The organism is Nitrosarchaeum koreense MY1 (assembly GCF_000220175.1).
GTDB classification, from domain to species: Archaea; Thermoproteota; Nitrososphaeria; order Nitrososphaerales; family Nitrosopumilaceae; genus Nitrosarchaeum; species Nitrosarchaeum koreense.
Map to the genome: position 1 here is coordinate 1,216,236 of NZ_AFPU01000001.1, position 18,133 is coordinate 1,234,368.

The 18,133-nt window shown below is 33.8% G+C and carries 20 protein-coding genes; 4 read left to right on the forward strand and 16 right to left on the reverse strand.

Translation table 11 applies throughout. From position 1 onward, the window contains the following. Positions 1-8: 8 nt before the first annotated feature. From MY1_RS07040 to MY1_RS07095, 12 genes are all read right to left on the reverse strand, one after another. Positions 9-548, reverse strand: a complete 540-nt coding sequence (locus MY1_RS07040; protein ID WP_007551220.1) for a methyltransferase domain-containing protein — start codon at positions 546-548, stop codon at positions 9-11. Then, on the reverse strand, positions 523-1,230 hold the full coding sequence (locus MY1_RS07045) for a ribosomal RNA small subunit methyltransferase A (protein WP_007551221.1): 708 nt from the start codon (positions 1,228-1,230) through the stop codon (positions 523-525). Before MY1_RS07045 ends, MY1_RS07040 begins: the two co-directional genes overlap by 26 nt. Beyond that, positions 1,227-1,793, reverse strand: coding sequence for a DUF655 domain-containing protein (locus MY1_RS07050; RefSeq protein WP_007551222.1), 567 nt, complete (start codon positions 1,791-1,793; stop codon positions 1,227-1,229). The genes MY1_RS07045 and MY1_RS07050 overlap by 4 nt, the downstream gene beginning before the upstream one ends. Before the next feature lie 18 nt (positions 1,794-1,811). After that, positions 1,812-2,135 (reverse strand): RNA polymerase Rpb4, encoded by a 324-nt coding sequence (locus MY1_RS07055; RefSeq protein WP_007551223.1) that lies wholly within the window; start codon positions 2,133-2,135, stop codon positions 1,812-1,814. 2 nt (positions 2,136-2,137) lie between these two features. After that, on the reverse strand, positions 2,138-2,437 hold the full coding sequence (locus MY1_RS07060) for a 50S ribosomal protein L21 (protein WP_048109986.1): 300 nt from the start codon (positions 2,435-2,437) through the stop codon (positions 2,138-2,140). Positions 2,438-2,480: 43 nt separating this feature from the next. Continuing rightward, a complete protein-coding gene (rlmN, locus tag MY1_RS07065; protein WP_007551225.1) occupies positions 2,481-3,542 on the reverse strand; it encodes a dual-specificity RNA methyltransferase RlmN in 1,062 nt (353 codons plus the stop codon). Between the two features lie 127 nt (positions 3,543-3,669). Next, the gene (gene radA, locus MY1_RS07070; RefSeq protein ID WP_007551226.1) at positions 3,670-4,833 is read right to left on the reverse strand and encodes a DNA repair and recombination protein RadA; all 1,164 of its coding nucleotides are present in this window, start codon (positions 4,831-4,833) and stop codon (positions 3,670-3,672) included. A 116-nt stretch (positions 4,834-4,949) separates the two neighbouring features. Next, on the reverse strand, positions 4,950-5,822 hold the full coding sequence (locus tag MY1_RS07075) for a matrixin family metalloprotease (RefSeq protein WP_007551229.1): 873 nt from the start codon (positions 5,820-5,822) through the stop codon (positions 4,950-4,952). A 364-nt stretch (positions 5,823-6,186) separates the two neighbouring features. After that, on the reverse strand, positions 6,187-6,369 hold the full coding sequence (locus MY1_RS07080; RefSeq protein ID WP_007402857.1) for a 30S ribosomal protein S30e: 183 nt from the start codon (positions 6,367-6,369) through the stop codon (positions 6,187-6,189). A gap of 40 nt (positions 6,370-6,409) precedes the next feature. Next, positions 6,410-8,134 (reverse strand): B12-binding domain-containing radical SAM protein, encoded by a 1,725-nt coding sequence (locus MY1_RS07085; protein WP_048109988.1) that lies wholly within the window; start codon positions 8,132-8,134, stop codon positions 6,410-6,412. A gap of 52 nt (positions 8,135-8,186) precedes the next feature. Beyond that, entirely contained in the window at positions 8,187-8,999 is an 813-nt protein-coding gene (locus MY1_RS07090; RefSeq protein WP_048109990.1) for a dihydroorotate dehydrogenase electron transfer subunit, read from the reverse strand. Continuing rightward, complete coding sequence (locus MY1_RS07095) at positions 8,983-9,894, reverse strand: dihydroorotate dehydrogenase (RefSeq protein WP_007551232.1); 912 nt, start codon at positions 9,892-9,894, stop codon at positions 8,983-8,985. Before MY1_RS07095 ends, MY1_RS07090 begins: the two co-directional genes overlap by 17 nt. A gap of 88 nt (positions 9,895-9,982) precedes the next feature. Here MY1_RS07095 and MY1_RS07100 point away from each other — a divergent pair, with 88 nt between their 5' ends. Then, positions 9,983-11,704, forward strand: coding sequence for a Pre-mRNA processing ribonucleoprotein,-binding domain protein (locus MY1_RS07100; protein ID WP_007551233.1), 1,722 nt, complete (start codon positions 9,983-9,985; stop codon positions 11,702-11,704). Beyond that, positions 11,691-12,365, forward strand: a complete 675-nt coding sequence (locus MY1_RS07105) for a fibrillarin-like rRNA/tRNA 2'-O-methyltransferase (RefSeq protein WP_007551234.1) — start codon at positions 11,691-11,693, stop codon at positions 12,363-12,365. The genes MY1_RS07100 and MY1_RS07105 overlap by 14 nt, the downstream gene beginning before the upstream one ends. Here the strand turns inward: MY1_RS07105 and rnhB are convergent. Further along, positions 12,357-12,983 carry a ribonuclease HII gene (gene rnhB / locus MY1_RS07110; RefSeq protein ID WP_048109992.1) on the reverse strand — a complete coding sequence of 209 codons (627 nt, stop codon included), beginning with the start codon at positions 12,981-12,983 and terminating at the stop codon, positions 12,357-12,359. The two genes, MY1_RS07105 and rnhB, sit on opposite strands and share 9 nt — an antisense overlap. A 61-nt stretch (positions 12,984-13,044) precedes the next feature. Here rnhB and MY1_RS07115 point away from each other — a divergent pair, with 61 nt between their 5' ends. After that, complete coding sequence (locus MY1_RS07115) at positions 13,045-14,211, forward strand: tRNA (guanine-N1)-methyltransferase (RefSeq protein WP_007551236.1); 1,167 nt, start codon at positions 13,045-13,047, stop codon at positions 14,209-14,211. Here the strand turns inward: MY1_RS07115 and MY1_RS07120 are convergent. Genes MY1_RS07120 through MY1_RS07130 form a run of 3 tightly spaced genes read right to left on the reverse strand, consistent with a single transcriptional unit; the run spans position 14,184 to position 15,936 of the window. After that, complete coding sequence (locus MY1_RS07120) at positions 14,184-14,777, reverse strand: RlmE family RNA methyltransferase (RefSeq protein ID WP_007551237.1); 594 nt, start codon at positions 14,775-14,777, stop codon at positions 14,184-14,186. The genes MY1_RS07115 and MY1_RS07120 overlap by 28 nt on opposite strands. After that, complete coding sequence (locus MY1_RS10045) at positions 14,774-15,427, reverse strand: helix-turn-helix transcriptional regulator (protein ID WP_007551239.1); 654 nt, start codon at positions 15,425-15,427, stop codon at positions 14,774-14,776. Before MY1_RS10045 ends, MY1_RS07120 begins: the two co-directional genes overlap by 4 nt. Positions 15,428-15,477: 50 nt before the next feature. Continuing rightward, positions 15,478-15,936 (reverse strand): hypothetical protein, encoded by a 459-nt coding sequence (locus MY1_RS07130; protein WP_007551241.1) that lies wholly within the window; start codon positions 15,934-15,936, stop codon positions 15,478-15,480. A 103-nt stretch (positions 15,937-16,039) separates the two neighbouring features. Here MY1_RS07130 and MY1_RS07135 point away from each other — a divergent pair, with 103 nt between their 5' ends. Continuing rightward, complete coding sequence (locus MY1_RS07135) at positions 16,040-18,133, forward strand: AAA family ATPase (RefSeq protein WP_007551242.1); 2,094 nt, start codon at positions 16,040-16,042, stop codon at positions 18,131-18,133.

Sequence of the window (18,133 nt, forward strand, 5' to 3'; positions counted from 1 at the left end):
AGAAAACATTACTTTTGTCTGACAGCTTCAACTAGAATTAACTCTTCAAAAAACAATTTCTTTTTGGCAAGAATTCGTGGTTCCAGGCATAATTTTCGTGTGTATTCCATTAATTTTTGGTAATTAGAAAGAGATGTAGTTACAAAAAGAAATTTTCCGCCAATTTTAATATTTTTATAAATTGAATCAAATATTTTTTTTGGAATTTCAAAGCCTTCAATTCCTCCATCAGTTGCAGCATCTAATACTTTATCAGTTGCAAGATATGGAAGGTTGCACACAACTAGATCAAATTCTAAATTTAATGCATCAGAGCCATTACAACAGACCAAATTTTGCGTAGGATATGTTTGGTTTTTTAATACAGCAAAATTAATGTCGGTACCAACAACAAAAGTAAAATTTTCCCATAAAAGTTTTGTTAAATACCCAGAACCACTTCCAACATCTAGAGCAGAGAACCCTTTCTCTTTTTCAATATAGTCAGATATGAAGAAGGTATCTTCAGATGGAGAATACTCTTCATCTCTTAAGAATTTCTTTTGCAAGTTCAACTATTTCATCACCTGAAAGATCATCTAACCGTTTCTCAATAACGGTTTCTTTTCCAAACTGCTTAAAGATATTTTGAAGTGTTTTTCTTCTGTATGAAAACATCTTGTTTATAACATGAATAAGATCTTTTTCAAGTGATTTTTTTTTAATGATTTTGAGAACTACAGAATCAATCTTTGGAGGAGGTGAAAAATTTTGCTTTCCAACATCTAAAATTTTTTCAATCTCAAAAGCAGAGTTTGCAATAATACTTACAGATCTTCTATTCTTTGAAGATTTTGCAAGTAATTTTTCTGCAAATTCTTTCTGAACCATAATCACACCATGAGAAAAAGGAGTATTTGCAAGCCATTCAATAGCATCCTTACTTTTTGAATAGGGTAGATTAGATACAAAAATAGAAAAAACACTATTTTGTTTGAATCCATCACCAAACTCTAAAGAGAGATTTGAAATTCTGGAAAAACGGGATTTTGCTTTTTCATATAATTCCCTATCAGCATCAATTGAAATCACTTTTTTTGCATTTTCACACAATAATGGAGTCAAAATTCCTAATCCTGTCCCTATTTCAAAGACAATGTCATTTTTAGTGATATTAGCCTCAAGAGAAATTGATTTTGCTATTACATTTGAGGTTAGAAAGTGTTGGCCTAGTCGTTTTCGTTTAATCATTTTTTGACAAAGAGATTCATCCTACTTTCACCAGTAATTTCATCCATGATTCTCTCTGAGATATGTTTGATTGGTTCTTTGAATCCCACGCGCTCCTGTAAATCAGCATAGCTTGCAAATGCCTTTTTTTCTCTTTCTTCTAGCATTATTTTCATGTATGTTTTTCCAATTCCTGGAATTAATTCCAGTGCATGAATTCTAGGAGTTAATGGTCTTGCATTATTAAGATAATCTACAAATCTAGTTTCATTCTGGGTGACAATATTTTCAACTACTCCCCGTAATTCACTTTGAGCAGATGATGAAATGTGTTCATATTCTAGCTTTCCTAAAACTGAAAGAACTTTTGTTCTTCCCTCTTTTCCAATGTAGATTCTTTCTCCCACATCAAATGTTGAATTTGGAACACCAAGAACTTCAAGTAAAGTAAGTCTGTCCTCACCAATTGCAGTGATAATAATTCCGTCACGTCCACGTACTGTAGATGATTTTCCACGCGGATTAAAATCTAAGACATATGCATATTCCTCATATTTTCTAGGAGGGGATTGTGCCCTGTGCAAAATAAATCTCCTTGAAACTTAGTTCCCCTTGATTATCTTGAGCATTTTTTCTAGAGTTTCAGCAAGAATAAGTTTCTTCCAACCAAATGTAAATGAACGTAGTTCAGCCAAACTAGTTGGTCTAATATTTACAATTTCTACTGCTTCTTCCTCAGTTAAATCACAATCTTTCATTAGTTGTTTCTTCATTTCTTTAGCATCCTTTGGATCAATGGTCACAAATTTAGAGACATAGTCATATGTCCATCGTTGAATTTGATCCATTTCTTCAACATCAACTTTACCTAAAATCTCTTTAACTTCTGATAGAGAAATGCTTTGTTTCTTTTTTATCTCTTCCATGATTATACACCGAATGGTTTGATATGATCTAATCTTGTGATTAAGGTTTTTGTTTTATTCCCTAATTTTACATCTAGAGTAATAGCACGTCTACCTACATGTGTAATGTTACCTACTTTCCCATGATAGCGTCTATGAGGCAAACCTTTGTGTTGTCTAGGATCTATAATTACAAGTGCTTGTTCTCCTTCATGATATTCTCTAAGTAAGAACGATACGCCTCTAGGAGCAGTTTTAGTCATCACAGATCTTGCTTTGTGCTTAAATCCGTGTGAACGACCATGAGATTTCTTAGTTGCCATATCTGAGTAGATTCCCCAGTGACCCTATTTTAACAGTTTCTAGTCATGCATTAGAGATGATGTCGGTTCTGAGTTGTCCACATGCAGCTGAAATTTCAGATCCCTTCTCAACTCTTACTGTACAATTTACATGAGATTTTAGCAGTATTCTTTCAAATTCAAGTATGCTCTTTTTTGATGGACGCTGAAAATTTCCTGCAGTGGAATTTATTGGAATCAGATTAACATGAGAACCATTTCCCTCTAAAAGAAGGGCAAGCTCCTTTGCAATTTCTTGTGAATCGTTAATGTTTTCAATTAAAGCGTATTCAAATGTAACACGTCGTCCAGTTCGCTTAAAGTAGCGTTTTCCTGCTGCAACTAATTCATTTACTGAATGAGGTCCAGCTGTTGGAACTAATTTTTTGCGTAATTCATCATTTGGTGCATGTAATGATATTGCTAGTCCGATTTGAAGATCTTCTTCTGCAAGTTTGTCAATACCAGATATTATTCCAATAGTAGATATCGTGATGTTTCTCTGCCCGATTCCAAAACCTCGTGGATGTGTAAGTAAACGAACTGCACGAATTGTTTCATCGTAATTTGCAAGAGGTTCACCCATTCCCATAAAGACCAAATTTGTTACATGCTGACCTCGTTGCTGAAGTAAATTTGCAAAGTGAATAACTTGTGCTACAATCTCTTCTGCTTTTAGATTTCGCTCAAAACCCATTTGCCCAGTTGCACAAAAAATGCATCCCATTGCACATCCAACCTGAGTTGAAACGCAAATAGTAGACCTAGGATGACCGCCAATCTTTGTTGGTTCATATTGTATAAGAACTGTTTCAACAGGAGTTCCATCTGTCAGATTAAGTAATAGTTTTGTGGTATCACCATCATCACTTACTACTCTATGAGTTTCAGTTGCAGAACCAATTGTGTATCCATCTACAATTAATTTATCTCGCATTGCGGTAGGTAGTTGTTTTAATTCGGTGATGTTTTTTGGAAATTTATAATATAATGGGTAAAGTATTTGATCTGCCCTATATCTTGGCTGCCCCATATCCATTACCAATTTTTCCATTTCTTCAGGTAACAAACGATAAAGATCAGTCATTATACTTTCACGATGCCTCTCATATTCAACAATTAAGGCTCTGTTATAATATTATAATTTAATCAAATCTCAATTTTTAAAATAAAATAAAATTTTTGAAAATAAAATAAAAAGAAAGAAAAGAAGATTACTCTTCTAGTGACTCTAAATCATCATCAGAGTCAAGATCTTCGGTTGCTTGAACCATTTCTAGTTCTGCAGTTCCAGATGTAGATTCAACCAGTGTTTCAGGTGTAGAATCAATAATAGATTCAGTTGTTTCAGGTTCTAATTCTTTTTCTTTTTTAGTTGCTTTTTTGGCAGTCTTTTTACCTGGCTTTTTCTCTGTATCTTCTAGGTCCATCACTCCTGCTTCACCCAATGCAAAGATTACTTCTTCCTCTGGATGGTGTGGACTGTCTACCATTCGTGCGATTCGTTTCTTGCCTGATTTCTTAAAGTATATTCTGTATGTACTTGTGTGTGCAACTACGTTTCCACCTATTGGTCGAGTTGGATCACCAAAGAAAACATCAGGAGATGCCATTACTTGATTTGTGGCAATTGCAGCACAGTTGTAAGTTTCTGCAATTCTAGACAACATGTGAACAAAATGATTCAGTTTTTGTTGTCTATTTGACAGTGTTCCTCTACCAAGATATTCAGCACGGAACAATCCAACTGCAGAATCTGCAACAATTAGTCGGATATTGTTTTCTTCGATTATAGGACCAGCTTCTTCTAGAATCAATGTTTGATGTGCGCTGTTATATGCACGTGCTACAATTATTCTGTCAAGAACTTTTTCTGGATCCATTTCATGGGCTTGTGCAATAGATACTATTCTTTCTGGTCTGAAAGTGTTTTCTGTATCAATATACAAAACACCGCCATCCAATCCACCTTCTGTTTTTGGTTTTTGAACCATTACAGCTAGTGTATGTGCAAATTGAGTTTTACCTGAACCAAATTCACCATAAACTTCTGTAAGAGCTTGTGTTTCAACACCTCCATCAAACAGTGTGTCAAGACAATTAGTGCCAGTTGTAATTTTACCAATATCTTGTCTGCGTTTGTATACTTCACTTGCAGTAACAAAATCCCTGGAGATCAATCCAGTTTCAACAAGATGTTGTCTTGCCTTGTTTACAATTTTTTCTGCAGTATCTTTTTCCATTCCAGTTATTTCTGCAATTTCCACAGGACCTCTTACGATAAGATCCATAACATTGTGTACTCCTGCATCGGATAATTTTCTAGTAGTTACAGGACCTACGCCCTCCAAACTATCTAATCTTAAATCTTCTACCATACTGTATGGTACGGTACTAGTACTTTATAACGTTATTGTTTTTAGGTTCTGTCAAATCTTCGTCAGTTTTTTTAGGTGTCAAAAGTCATCGGATGTGGTTTTGAGTAGTATCGTACTTACTGACAGATAATTTCACTTTTCTGTTCTCCATCATACAATCCGATTATTCCCTGAACATCACATGGAGATATGTAAGGATAGTTTGTTTTGATTTCAGGATACATCAGGTCGTCTGGGTTCTGTGAGTGTGCAAGACCAAAAGCATGTCCCAATTCATGACGTAGTATTGATTTGAACTCTTCCGTTGAAAGTTTATCTATAGAAAATATTGTAATTGATGATTTTAGAATCTGATGGTTTGCTTCATCGACCTGTGATTTTGTATATCCTGAATATCCATCCCCATTGTTTTGGGTTGTCAATCTTATTGTGATGTGACCTGATCCTGCATCTGTAATTATCGAATGATAGTGTATTGGTATTGGGAATTTTGTCTTGTATGATGATTTTTCCAATGCACCATACCATCCCTTGTAATATTCTTCTCCGTCAAGATTTACTTTTTCAGTGGAGAACACTACATCATTTATCATGTCTAGTTGTTTTTGTGTTATGTTTGGCGAATCCACAACATGAATGTGAAAAGAATCATCAGGTTCAATCTTCCATGATACAAACGTGTTTATTTTTTCTCCTTTGAGATTTTCAATCATATACCCGCTTGAAAGTGTCGTTGGGTATACAACTTCTATGATCTTGCTAGGATATGTTGGAAGGGTATTTGTGGTGATCATAGTGATAATTATCATAATCATTGTCACAACTGCAATCATTATTGTTGACTTTGTCTTGATTGTTTTAGTGATTCTTTTTTGTTCTATCTCAAATGATTTTACTTCATTTTCAAGATTGGAGATTCTGTCGATTGTTTCTTCATTATCCAATGGCGGAATTTTATTTAATGGATTTTTTCTATCATTTGTAACCACCCATACTAATGTCGTTACTAGTATTTACCCAATTTTGGGAATCTAGTCATAATTTATGAAAATATGCTAACATAGATAATCCACGACTATCAAGGATATCTTGAAATCTATCCTAGTCATATTTTTTATCTTATGCTTACATTCTGAATCAGGGTTTTCCACTTGTTCTCACCCTCAATAGTAATTCCACAGGCTTCGGCAGGCGTTTTGCCGTCTAGACCCATGTGATTTCGAATGTAATTGTGGTATAGTTGGTAGCCGTCAATTATTGCTGAATTTTCCTTTTTGATTCCCCTTATCCTACTGTGTATAGAAAACCTGTTTTGAAAATGATCGCAAAAATATAACTTGTAACAATTTTGAGCTAACGTCTCTTTCTTCTTTGTCCAGGCTTATTTTGCCCTGGAAATCTACCTAACTCAAATCGCTTTTTGAAGTTACTCTTGTTTCTAAGACTAGAGTTTGTACCAACAATTTTTCTGCCTTCAACTTTAGGAGTCTGTCCTCTTACTTTACCTGCTTTGGTAAGTGAACCGTGGGTTGCCATACTTAATCATCTAAAATAGCAAATTTATGTATTTGTATGATTACCAATATTTTGCCTTGATTGTCTCAATAACGTGTTCATGTTCTTTACTTTTATGACGAGCATATCTTTCCATTGCACCTAAAGGAATACCTCCTAAAGATCTCGCAATTGCATTAAAGAAATATCGCTGTGGTCCTTTTGCACCAGTTTTTGTCATGAATTTCTGAATTCCATATTTGAAATTATGCTGCCAAGTTTTATAGAGTACGCCTAATTGTGCAGGTGTCATTTCATTTCCAATGTTGAAGAAATCAGATTTTTCTAACAATCCAATTGGAACAAAGGTAAGCGCTGTAGCAGTAAACATCGAGTCTGGTTGTTCATGTTCTAATTCTGTGATTAAACGAATAGTATCCCAAGAATCTTCTGGTTGTTCATCATTATCAAGTCCCATAATCAAAGTAAATGCAGGAATCCAATAATCCTTATTCAGAGTTTTTACACCTTCTTTTACTACCCAATGCCATTCACTTGGATCGTATGGAGCAAGTTTTCTATCAGCATATTTTCCAATTAATCTCAAACTTCCTGTTTCAAAACCAGCTTGAATTCCAATCATGTTATCAGGACTGGATTTAATTATTCGTGAAAGGTTTGGAATTAGTTTCTCATCAGCTATTGCACCTGCTAAAGTACCATGAGTTGGGTTTGTATGGCCTACACCAGTTGACATGATAGCAGTAAATAGTTCTTCAAGGGCTTCTCTGTTTGGCTCCATTCCTTTAGCAGTTCGAGGATCCATTCCATATACAAAAATATCATCACTGTGAATCCAAGCAGATTTTGCACCACCTTTTTTGATGTTGACTTCGATTTCACGTTTGACTTTTTCTGGTGAATAGTATCTTAATGATCTTAATGTAACATCACAGAATTTACAACCTCTACCACATCCTCGCATTACTTCAACCATTCCATGCATGCTTGGTTCTACAATTTCAGGGATTTCATCTAAATCTGGTCTATCCCAAAAATTTACAAATCTTCCATGAATTTTTTTCCCGTTTCTCTCAAATTCTTTTATGTTTACTTTAAAGTCACTACGCTTTCTAAAAGGATCCATATTTTCAAAATCGCCATTAATTAGATAATTGAAAAATCTGCCTGCGTGTCCGTCAATTTCCGGAGCAATACCACCAAGTTCTCCTTCCAATATAGCATATATACCAAATTCTTCAATTTTTTCTGGATCATAGTTGTATTGCCATGTACCAGAAGCACCAGAAATAACTTTAGCTTTACTTCCTGTTTTTAGTTTTGCAGCTTTAATTCGTTGATGTAATTCTGTATTGTAAAATTCATCATAGGAAGTTTGTTTACGTCCATATGTGAAAGTCATTGTAACAGGACCCATTCCTAATGGATCCATTTCATATGTACCAACAACTTGCGTATCAGGTCCGATGAATTTTTCAATGTGATCAGGATGTGCAACAACAACATCTTCACGTCTAAATCCGTCGCGCAGTAAACCTGCCTCTACTTTTCGTAATCCATATGGAGCGTAGTTTGCTACACCATTTGTGTGAGGAATGTAATTGCAAATAAAATCAAATAAAATCTTTGGAGTAACCTGATTTCCTAGAATTTTATACAAAAGACTTTTCTTATCACGATTTGGGTCTACTGCAGGAGCGCATCCGAAAAACGTAGCTAGAGATAAACCACGATAGGGAGACATTAATGTACGATCTGCAGTTAATACTATTTTTGGGGTACCCAATGCTCTTCAACGCAATAATTTCATGATTTATTTTAAACCTTGCTGACTAAACTTAATAATTTTCTAGTATTCCAGCCTTATTTCTATGAAAACGACCAAATTCCTTATTTGAAATTAAATGATCACCATCAAACACTGTACCATCTTTACAAACCAAATCTTCGCCAACACAGCAACTCCCACAAATTCCCACGCCACATTTCATCATACGTTCAAGACTTGCTTGAACAAACAATCCTCTAGAATGAGCTAGTTGGACAGTTTTGTACATCATTATTTCAGGACCACATGTATAGATGCCATCAAAATTAATTTCATTTACAAGTTTTTCAACCATACTAGTGACAAATCCTTTCTCGCCATAGGTTCCATCATCTGTAGTAACAATTACGCGGTGAGGATTATTTTTCAATAAATTATTTGCCAAGTCTTCAAAAAAAACTTCATTCTTTGATTTTGCACCAATTAGAACTGTAACATCATCATTAGGTTTGATGTGTGTCAATAATCGCATCATAGGAACTAGTCCAGTTCCACCACCTACCAGCAACAGTTTACCTTGTTTTAGATCAAATGAATTTCCATATGGTCCTCTAACACCAATTTGCTGGCCTACCTTAACATTGAACAAACCCGTAGATGCAGGACCGTGTTTTCTAACAGTGAAAGCAGCTTTACCAGACTCTTGAGCAATCATCACACTCATTGGCAGTTCATTGATTCCAGGTATCCATACCATTGCAAATTGACCAGGTAGAACACTTGACATTACATCGTCTGAAAAAATCAGAGTTCGAACAGTAGGGGTTTCATCAATTACTTTTTCAATTACACAAATTTTTGTATGATTAAGATTTCTTTGCAAGTCCTATCATCTCATCTATTTTTGAATATCCTTTTCTTTTCATATATTGAAGTATTCCTTTGTTAATATCATTAAAAACATGTATCCAATTATCACCAATTGCACTTCCTATTTGAATTGCAGATGCACCTGCCAAAATAAATTCAAGCGCATCTTCCCATGTAGATATTCCACCACATCCAATTATAGGAATATCATATTTTGAAGAGATTTCATAAACACATCGTAAGGCAATGGGTTTAATTGGAGTACCAGAGAGTCCACCGAATTTATTACTAAGAATTGGTCTTTGGGTTTCAACATCAATTGCAATAGCTCGTATTGTATTAATTGCAGTTATTGCATCAATGCCAGAATCAATTGCAGCACTTACAGTATTAAGATAATGAGTTGTTCCCAGCCCTACTTTTGCAATTACGGGTACATTAGTAGAATTTTTTACAGTACTGACAATTTTTTTTACTAATTCTGGATCATCGCCTACTTCTAATCCAACTTTGGCAACATGAGGACATGATAAATTCAATTCGTATGCAATAACTTTAGAATTTTTAAACTGTTCAACCATTGTTGAAAAATCTTCAGGAATGGAGCCTACAAGACTAATAATTATTGGAACATCTTTGTTAGGTTCTATCATTTTGGCAAAATTTGGAGCGCCTGGATTTGATAATCCTACTGCATTAATCCATCCGCCACCATTTATTCCAAATATTGTAGGATTTGGATATCCATCCCATGGTTCTGTACTCAGGGATTTACTTACAACTGCTCCTGCACCTGAACGATAAAGTCGATTAAAGACATCTAACGAAATACCTAATATTCCAGAGGCCAGCATTACAGGTCTTTCTAGCTGAATTTTTCCTATAGAAGTAACCAGGCTGGGTTCCACTTTGAATCATGTACGTGGTTTCGAATATAATAGTTGATTCACCGTGTTTTTAGTACCTTTTTAAAAGGAGACCTGAAATTAACAATTCATGTATTCTGTAATATTAACAGAATTTGGAATCGTAGTTTTTAAAGATGAGAAACTCGAAAAAGCATTTCCGTTCAAAGATGCAGTTCGAGATTATATTTCTGTGAAAAAAAAGGAATCAAAATTAAATGAACTTGTGAATTATCTTGGTCCTCTTCAAAGAGGCATTTCGGTTAGTGATGAATCATTGATGACATTACTGAAAAAAAGTTCCATAGATGCACAAATGATGGAAGAATCAGAATTAGAAGAAATTCAATCCACAAAACCACAAATTATTGTTGATTCAGGATTTGCAAAAAACATTTCAGAAGCATTGTCAAAGCTAAGAGAATTTGCAATGGGATTATCATCATCAAAGGTTACAGAAGTTTCTGAGAGTCCAGATCTTCACATAATTCAAGCAATAAATTCTTTAGATGAGATTGATAAAATTGCAAATGGACTTAGCTCAAGATTACGAGAATGGTATGGTTTGCATTTTCCAGAACTGGACAACATTATTGATAGCATTAATGGTTATTCTCAAATTGTTTTGGCTGGAAAGCGAGAATCATTAACAAAAAAAGTGTATGAAGAAGCAGGATTTCCAGATTCGAAAGCAGATATGATTGCTTTGCTTGCATCAAAAAGTAGAGGAGGAGACATTTCAGATATCAATTTAGCAATTGTGCAATCAATTGCTAAACAAATTCTAGATTTCCATGACTTACGAAAAAAATTAGAAGCGCATGTAGAGCTAGAAATGCAAACTGTTGCACCAAATCTTTCAGCAATTCTTGGAGCTGCCGTAGGTGCTAGAATATTAGGAAAAGCTGGAAGCCTAAAGAAATTAGCATCCATGCCAGCAAGTACTATCCAAATAATTGGTGCTGAAAAAGCATTGTTTAGATCATTAAAGACAGGCGCTCAGCCACCAAAACACGGATTATTGTTTCAACATGCTATGGTTCACGCAGCACCCAGATGGCAAAGAGGAAAAATTGCCAGAGCAATTGCTGCAAAAGCCGTGATAGCTGCTAGAGTTGATGTTTATGGAGAAGGCATCAATAAAACATTATTAGAAAAACTAAACATCAGAGTAAACGAGATTAGTAAAAAATACGAAACTCCTACTGAAAGAGAAACCAAACAACCCGAATTATTCAGAGAAGGTGGGGAATCTAGAAGAAGAGAAGGTGGAGATTTCAGAAGAAGAGAGGGAAGTGATTCTAGAAGAGAAGGTGGAGATTTCAGAAGAAGAGAGGGAAGTGATTCTAGAAGAGAAGGTGGAGATTTCAGAAGAAGAGAGGGAAGTGATTCTAGAAGAGAAGGTGGAGATTTCAGAAGAAGAGAGGGAAGTGATTCTAGAAGAGAAGGTGGAGATTTCAGAAGAAGAGAGGGAAGTGATTCTAGAAGAGAAGGTGGAGATTTCAGAAGAAGAGAGGGAAGTGATTCTAGAAGAGAAGGTGGAGATTTCAGAAGAAGAGAGGGAAGTGATTCTAGAAGAGAAGGTGGAGATTTCAGAAGAAGAGAGGGAAGTGATTCTAGAAGAGAAGGTGGAGATTTCAGAAGAAGAGAGGGAAGTGATTCTAGAAGAGAAGGTGGAGATTTCAGAAGAAGAGAGGGAAGTGATTCTAGAAGAGAAGGTGGAGAATCTAGAAGAGAAAATAAAAATTATAGAGAAAGAACAGATTCAAAATCAAATAAAAATAAAAAGAGAACCAAGTTTGAAAGAAGATAATTTTGAATTTTTTTGGATAAATTCAGATGGTGAAAAAAAACTAGCTACTGAAAATTTAGTGATAGGTAATCAAGTATATAATGAAAAATTAATTACAAAAAAAGGGACGGAATATAGATTATGGGATCCTTTTAGAAGCAAATTAGCTGCCGCAATAATGAATGGACTAGAAATATTTCCATTCAAAAATAAATCATCGGTATTGTATCTCGGAGTATCAACAGGTACAACAGTTAGCCATATTTCAGATATTGTGGGACCATCAGGAATTATTTTTGGAGTTGAACATGCTAGTAGAGTAGCGCGAGATTTCTTAGATAGAGTTGCTTCACATAGAGCAAATATAATTCCAATTTTACAAGATGCAAGAAAACCAAAAGAATATTTTTCAGTATTTGGAAAAGTTGATGTAGTTTATGTAGATATTGCACAGCCTGATCAAACAAACATAGCAATAGAAAATTGTAAAATGTATCTTAAGAAAGACGGTTATTTCTTTTTAGTAATAAAGACCAGAAGTATAGATGTAACAAAATCTCCAAAAAGAATTGTTGAAGAAGAGATACAAAGAATGGAAGTTTATTTTGAGATTCTACAAGTAATAGATCTTCATCCTTATGACAAAGACCATGCAATGGTAATTGCAAAGTTCCTAAAGTGATTTTTTATTCAATATTTGTTGAGTAGGTTTCCAACTTTTACGCACGAAAATAGGCAATACTTGATTGATTTTATAATAAGATGCAACAAAATCAATTGTTTTTGAATCAGATGGATATCCACTTCCTAAATCATAATTTTTTCTGAGTTTTAGTATAGCCCTATCTCTAGTAACTTTGGCAATTATTGATGCAGCTGATACCACGATAAATCTGCTATCAGCATGATGGTATGAACGAATTTTTTTATGTTTAGATAATTTTGCTATTTCTTTTCCAAATCTTTTTGGATTTACATCACACGAATCAACATATGAAGTATCAGGATTTAATTTTGAAATGACTTTTGCCATATATTTAGCCTCCAAATGATTAAGATTGTGTTTGGTTACACTGGCATCAATTATTTTTGGAGAAATTTTTGTTACATAGTAATTATCAACTAATGCGATTATTTTTTTGTAAAGTTCTTCTCGCAATTTTGGAGTTAGTTGTTTTGAATCTTTTACACCTAACTTGGATAGTTTAGGAATATCTTTTTTTGATATAATGATGCCAGCGATTACTAGAGGACCAAGCATAGAACCACGCCCAGCATCATCAACTCCACAAATCAGCATTGATTCTGTCTTAAAACACATGTATTAAACCGTTATAGGTAAATGAAATACAGATTAAAAATTGCAAATTCCAGATGAAACTTTACAAGAGATAGTAGAAGGACAAACAAAAATTATCGTTCCAAAAAAATCATTGACAGATAAAGTTCCACCGAAAGAACCAGCATTTTTTAATCCAAAAGCAAAAGTGAGTAGAGATTTCTCAATAATTGCATATGGAGCATTTCTAAAAAAATTTAAAGGTCCAAAAATATTTTTAGAAGGATTATCAGGTCTGGGAGTAAGAGGATTACGTGTTGCTAATGAATTACAAATGGATAAAGTAATAATTAATGATCTAAATCCATCCGCATTAAAATTAGCAGAATACTCTGCACAATTAAACGATTTAAAGAATATCGAATATTCAGAAATGGAAGTATGTAGATTTCTTAGTAAATATTCCACAAAAGGCGAAAGAGGTTCAATTGTAGATATAGATCCATTTGGTTCACCATCCCAATTTTTTGATTGTTGCCTTAGAGCTACTATGCATGGAGGAATTCTTTCCATAACGGCAACAGATCTTCAGGTTTTAAATGGCCTTTATCAAAGCGCGTGTAAGAGAAAATACGGGGGAGTGCCAATAAGAGCAGAATATGGTAATGAGATGGCAATTAGACTGATTCTAGGATGTCTCAGAATGGTTGCAGGAAGAATAGGTATTGAGATTGTTCCAATATTTGCAGAAAGCAACATGCATTATTACAGAACATATGTACGAGTACTTATTCGACAGGATCAAAAAGAAAATATTGGATACATCATACATTGTAAAAGTTGCGGACATAGAAAAATAGTATTAGAACAAATTAATGAATGTGAATTGTGTGATTCAAAATTAAACATTGGTGGACCTTTATGGATTGATAAAATTTTTGATAAAGAATTTGTTAATGATATGATTTTAAAACTACCAGAATTATCAGTAGGAAAGGTTTGTGAAAAAACATTACAAAAATGTCTAGTAGAATCGGAAATGCCTGGAATCTATTTTACATTAGATGAAATTGCATCTAAAATGAAAGCATCACCACCAAAATTAGAAGACGCAATCATAAATTTACAGAAAAACGGATATCTTGCTAGCTCTACGTCGTTTAATCCTACTGGATTTAGAACAAATGCAAACATAAATGAAATAATCAGTGTTTTTTCAGATCAGCCAGTAAATCCCAAGCAGACATAATACAACTCACTGCTTTGTTTTCTACTGGCTTCAGGTTTTGTAAGATTTATTCTAGCAAATTTCTTTTTAATATAATCTTTAAATTCCATAGAATATTCCCCATCAAATACTTTGAAAATTGCATTACCTTTATGCATTAGAACCTTATCCATAATTTTTGTACATTCATAATTCAATGAAATTTGTATTGCATGGTCAACAGACCAATTCCCAGTAACTTGTGGAGAAAGATCACATATCACTGCATTAACTTTTCTTTCAAAATAAGACATAATTTCGTCAACTACAAACTCATTTTCAATATTTTCTCTAATTATATGAGCTCCAGGTATTTCCTCAACATATGAAGTATCAATACCCATTACCTTACCTTTGTTTCCAGCAAGTTTTACAGCCATTTGAGTCCAGCCTCCAGGGGCACATCCTAAATCAAGAACATAAAATCCAGGTCCAATGATTCGATAAGATTGATTTAGTTGTTTGAGTTTGTATGCAGCTCTACTTCGATAACCCTGTTCATGGGCTAATTTTCTATATTGATCTCGACGTGCGTCTATTAACTTCATTTGGCTTTCGTAGGTTTTTTCATCTCTGATAGTACCCAGTCTTCAATGAATTGACAATTACGTGGGCTTATTTCTCCTTCAAGTGAACATTTTTGTTCAACGGGACAAACAAGGCATGGGGCATTCTCAATTGATAAAGTGCTGATAGGAGTCTTTTTTAGAATTAATTTATACGTCCAACGACCTTTATCAAGAATTTTTTCTCGGTAAATAGTTCCCATTCTTTCTAACTTTAATGCAAGTCGAGAACCATCCCTACTAGTTAGCTTTAATTTTTTCCAAAGTTCACTTTGGAACATTCCACTAGATTCACGTTCAGCTAAAACATCACATATTTTATTTGTGAGTCTCTCCATGTCAACTTTTTCAATTTGGAAATTTTCAATCTCTTCATCGGTAAGTTGTTCTTCTAATTCTTCTTCTAATGTTTTTTCAGCTTCTTTTTTAATTTCTTCTAATTCTTTCTTAGTAAGCTTTTTTGGTTTAGGTGCTGCTTCTTTTTTTGCAGGTTTCTTTTCTTTAGGTGCTGCTTCTTTTTTTGCAGGTTTCTTTTCTTTAGGTGCTGCTTCTTTTTTTGCAGGTTTCTTTTCTTTAGGTGCTGCTTCTTTTTTTAAAGGAACGTCAGATGTTTTATCTTGTTTTTTTGCCATCAAATCACCTTAATTTTTAATATAACTCCTAATCATACAATAATTCATTCCTATTTAATGGTAAATTTTCCACTTGTGGTTATAGTATTCTTTTGATTCTGATCGGTCATTTTCACGACTAGATCATACTGTCCAGGTTTATCTATTATTTCAGAGAAATCATCATCAATAGGTAAAAGAGAGTTGTTTTCATCAAAACATTGTTTTAAAAATCCACTTTGTGTAACTATATGTTTTCCAGAATAAACAGTAACATACAGATCTCCACAGTCAAACTGAGAATCATCAATTTTTACTTGAATTTGTACAGGGGATGAAATAGAATATTGATTTTCTAATCCAATGATGGAGATATCTTCATCATTTTTCATGATTTCAGAATTGCCCATGGGCCACATATTGAGTTCACGATCCGGCGATTGAAGAACATCAGCCATAACAACAGTACCAAAAGCAATTGAAAGTACAATTGGCAAAACAAATACAACATATACTAAACTTGTTGCCATTTCGTTTTTCACCTGTAAATCCCTTATATCTATTTAGCAAAATTCCAATACGCATGATGAATTTGACGAATGAGTTAAATCGGACCCGACTAAATATTGCTAGATGCGACTTAGAAAATTTAGAGTTAGAGCATATCGTTGCATTCATGATTCTGGCGAAATTACTGTTGGTGATTTAGCAGCATTTGTTGGAAGAAATGAAAGTGGAAAAACAACAATTCTACAAGCATTAACATTATTAAATAAAGATGAAAAAATTTCAGATTTAGATCTTTGCGATGAATTATCAGAAGAGTTGAAAGGAGAAGTTACACTAGCTGAAGGAGAATTTGAATTAAGTTCAAACGAGGTTAAATTAATCAAAGAAGCGTTTCCAGGTTTACCAGATATAAGAAAAATAAAATTATTTAGAACAAATAAAATACCTAGAGTACAATATGAGTTTGAAAATATTCAACTTAGTGATGAGCGAAATAATGAAATAAACTCTTGGGAGAATTTTTCAAGGCAGATTAAGAATTTTTTAGATACAATACCAAATCATCTTAAAATTCAAATCAATACTGAATTATTTGATGGTCCTCCACCAAAGAATCAGCAGATATTTAATAGCGGAATGGCTGAATTTAGCAATCAATTTCATGTAATAGCTGTTCAAGAGCCTAAAGTAATAGAAGAATGGCAAAAAATATACCATAATCCAGAAAATCAGTATCATAAACTTCTTAGTGGTAGTAGTGAAAAATCAGCTTTAGAGAATTTCATTGCATCTGAATTACATCCTCGATTTGTTTATTTTTCTGATTACAAAAAAATCTATGGCAATATCAATCTCAATGAATATCTTAGAGAAGAAAAAGGGGTCAGAGCAAGCTCAATTGAATTTATTGAAGAGTTTGACAAGGCCGAAACAGTAAGAAATCTTTTCTATTTGGCAGAATTAGACATTAAAACATTAGATGACGTAAAAGAAACTCCATCAAAATGTATCAAATTATTGAATACAGCAAGCAATAGATTAACTAAGAAATTAAATCCAGCATGGAAAGGCGACCCAATCCATGTTGAATTGAGATACAATCCAGGAAATATCATGAGTGTAGTAATTTCAGATATTCATCGTGATGGAACAGTAACCAACACAGGATTGCTAAATAGAAGAGCAGAAGGTTTCAAATGGACGTTTTCTTTTATTGTAAACTTTGCAGCAGAAACACAAAGAGCAGAACTCAAAGAAGCAATATTACTTCTTGATGAACCAGCAAGAAATCTTCATCCTACTCAACAAAGAGGAATTTCAGATTTATTAAAGAACCTTGCAGGCTCAAATCAGGTTTTGTATGCAACACATTCACCATTTATGATTTTTGATTATACTCCAGGAAACTTGTTGGTAGTAGAATTAGATAAAAGAAAACACCTTAGTAAAATTTTTTATGATTACTGGAATGCCGATGATAAAACACTAACCCCAATTCTATATGGATTATCAAGAGGGTTGGTCGAATCGATTGTAGATAGAGAAATTGGAACTAACTCAAGACCAGTGATTATTGTTGAGACAATGTCAGATGCAATGTATCTTAATGCTTTTGATAAATTTTTACAGGATCCAAATATATCAATGAATCCACTTAATGTAGTAGCTGCTTATAATAAAAATTCAGTATTACCTCTGGCAATATTTTATAGAAATCACGGATATAGGACATTTATTTTATTGGACGATTCAGATGAATCTAAACAGATTTCAGCTCAACTAACATCAAATGATTTTTCACCAATACAGACAATACTTTTTGAAAGAGATGGTAAGAATTTGGAATCAATTGAAGATTATATTGTTTTAGAAGATTATCTTCATGCAGTCAATCAAACTTATGAGATCAGATTGAGAAAAGAAGGGTATTCAAATCTTAAACCACTTGATGTAACTTCAAAGGGAAAGAAAGGTGTTTTAGAGAATTTAAGAAAAATTTGGGAAGAACATAATGATGATGATTGGGGTCAGTTCGATAATGAGGAGATTACTAGGTATATTTGTGAAAAAATTACCTTAGAAGAGACTGATTTCTTATCAGATAAAACTAAAGACCAATTTAGAACATTGTATAGATTAATTGCTGAAAGAATCAGACAATATCAAAACGTCACTACAAAGGCAGATTTAGCCAAATTTCAGAGAGCAAGAAATTAG

What these genes read in the sequence shown, in the direction of transcription:
- MY1_RS07100 (WP_007551233.1), top strand. Translation starts at nt 9,983, where the DNA reads ATGTATTCTGTAATATTAACAGAATTTGGAATCGTAGTTTTTAAAGAT.
- MY1_RS07060 (WP_048109986.1), bottom strand. Translation starts at nt 2,437, where the DNA reads ATGGCAACTAAGAAATCTCATGGTCGTTCACACGGATTTAAGCACAAA.
- MY1_RS07130 (WP_007551241.1), bottom strand. Translation starts at nt 15,936, where the DNA reads ATGGCAACAAGTTTAGTATATGTTGTATTTGTTTTGCCAATTGTACTT.
- radA (WP_007551226.1), bottom strand. Translation starts at nt 4,833, where the DNA reads ATGGTAGAAGATTTAAGATTAGATAGTTTGGAGGGCGTAGGTCCTGTA.
- MY1_RS10045 (WP_007551239.1), bottom strand. Translation starts at nt 15,427, where the DNA reads ATGGCAAAAAAACAAGATAAAACATCTGACGTTCCTTTAAAAAAAGAA.
- MY1_RS07135 (WP_007551242.1), top strand. Translation starts at nt 16,040, where the DNA reads ATGCGACTTAGAAAATTTAGAGTTAGAGCATATCGTTGCATTCATGAT.
- rlmN (WP_007551225.1), bottom strand. Translation starts at nt 3,542, where the DNA reads ATGACTGATCTTTATCGTTTGTTACCTGAAGAAATGGAAAAATTGGTA.
- MY1_RS07120 (WP_007551237.1), bottom strand. Translation starts at nt 14,777, where the DNA reads ATGAAGTTAATAGACGCACGTCGAGATCAATATAGAAAATTAGCCCAT.
- MY1_RS07045 (WP_007551221.1), bottom strand. Translation starts at nt 1,230, where the DNA reads ATGATTAAACGAAAACGACTAGGCCAACACTTTCTAACCTCAAATGTA.
- MY1_RS07055 (WP_007551223.1), bottom strand. Translation starts at nt 2,135, where the DNA reads ATGGAAGAGATAAAAAAGAAACAAAGCATTTCTCTATCAGAAGTTAAA.
- MY1_RS07080 (WP_007402857.1), bottom strand. Translation starts at nt 6,369, where the DNA reads ATGGCAACCCACGGTTCACTTACCAAAGCAGGTAAAGTAAGAGGACAG.
- rnhB (WP_048109992.1), bottom strand. Translation starts at nt 12,983, where the DNA reads ATGCTGATTTGTGGAGTTGATGATGCTGGGCGTGGTTCTATGCTTGGT.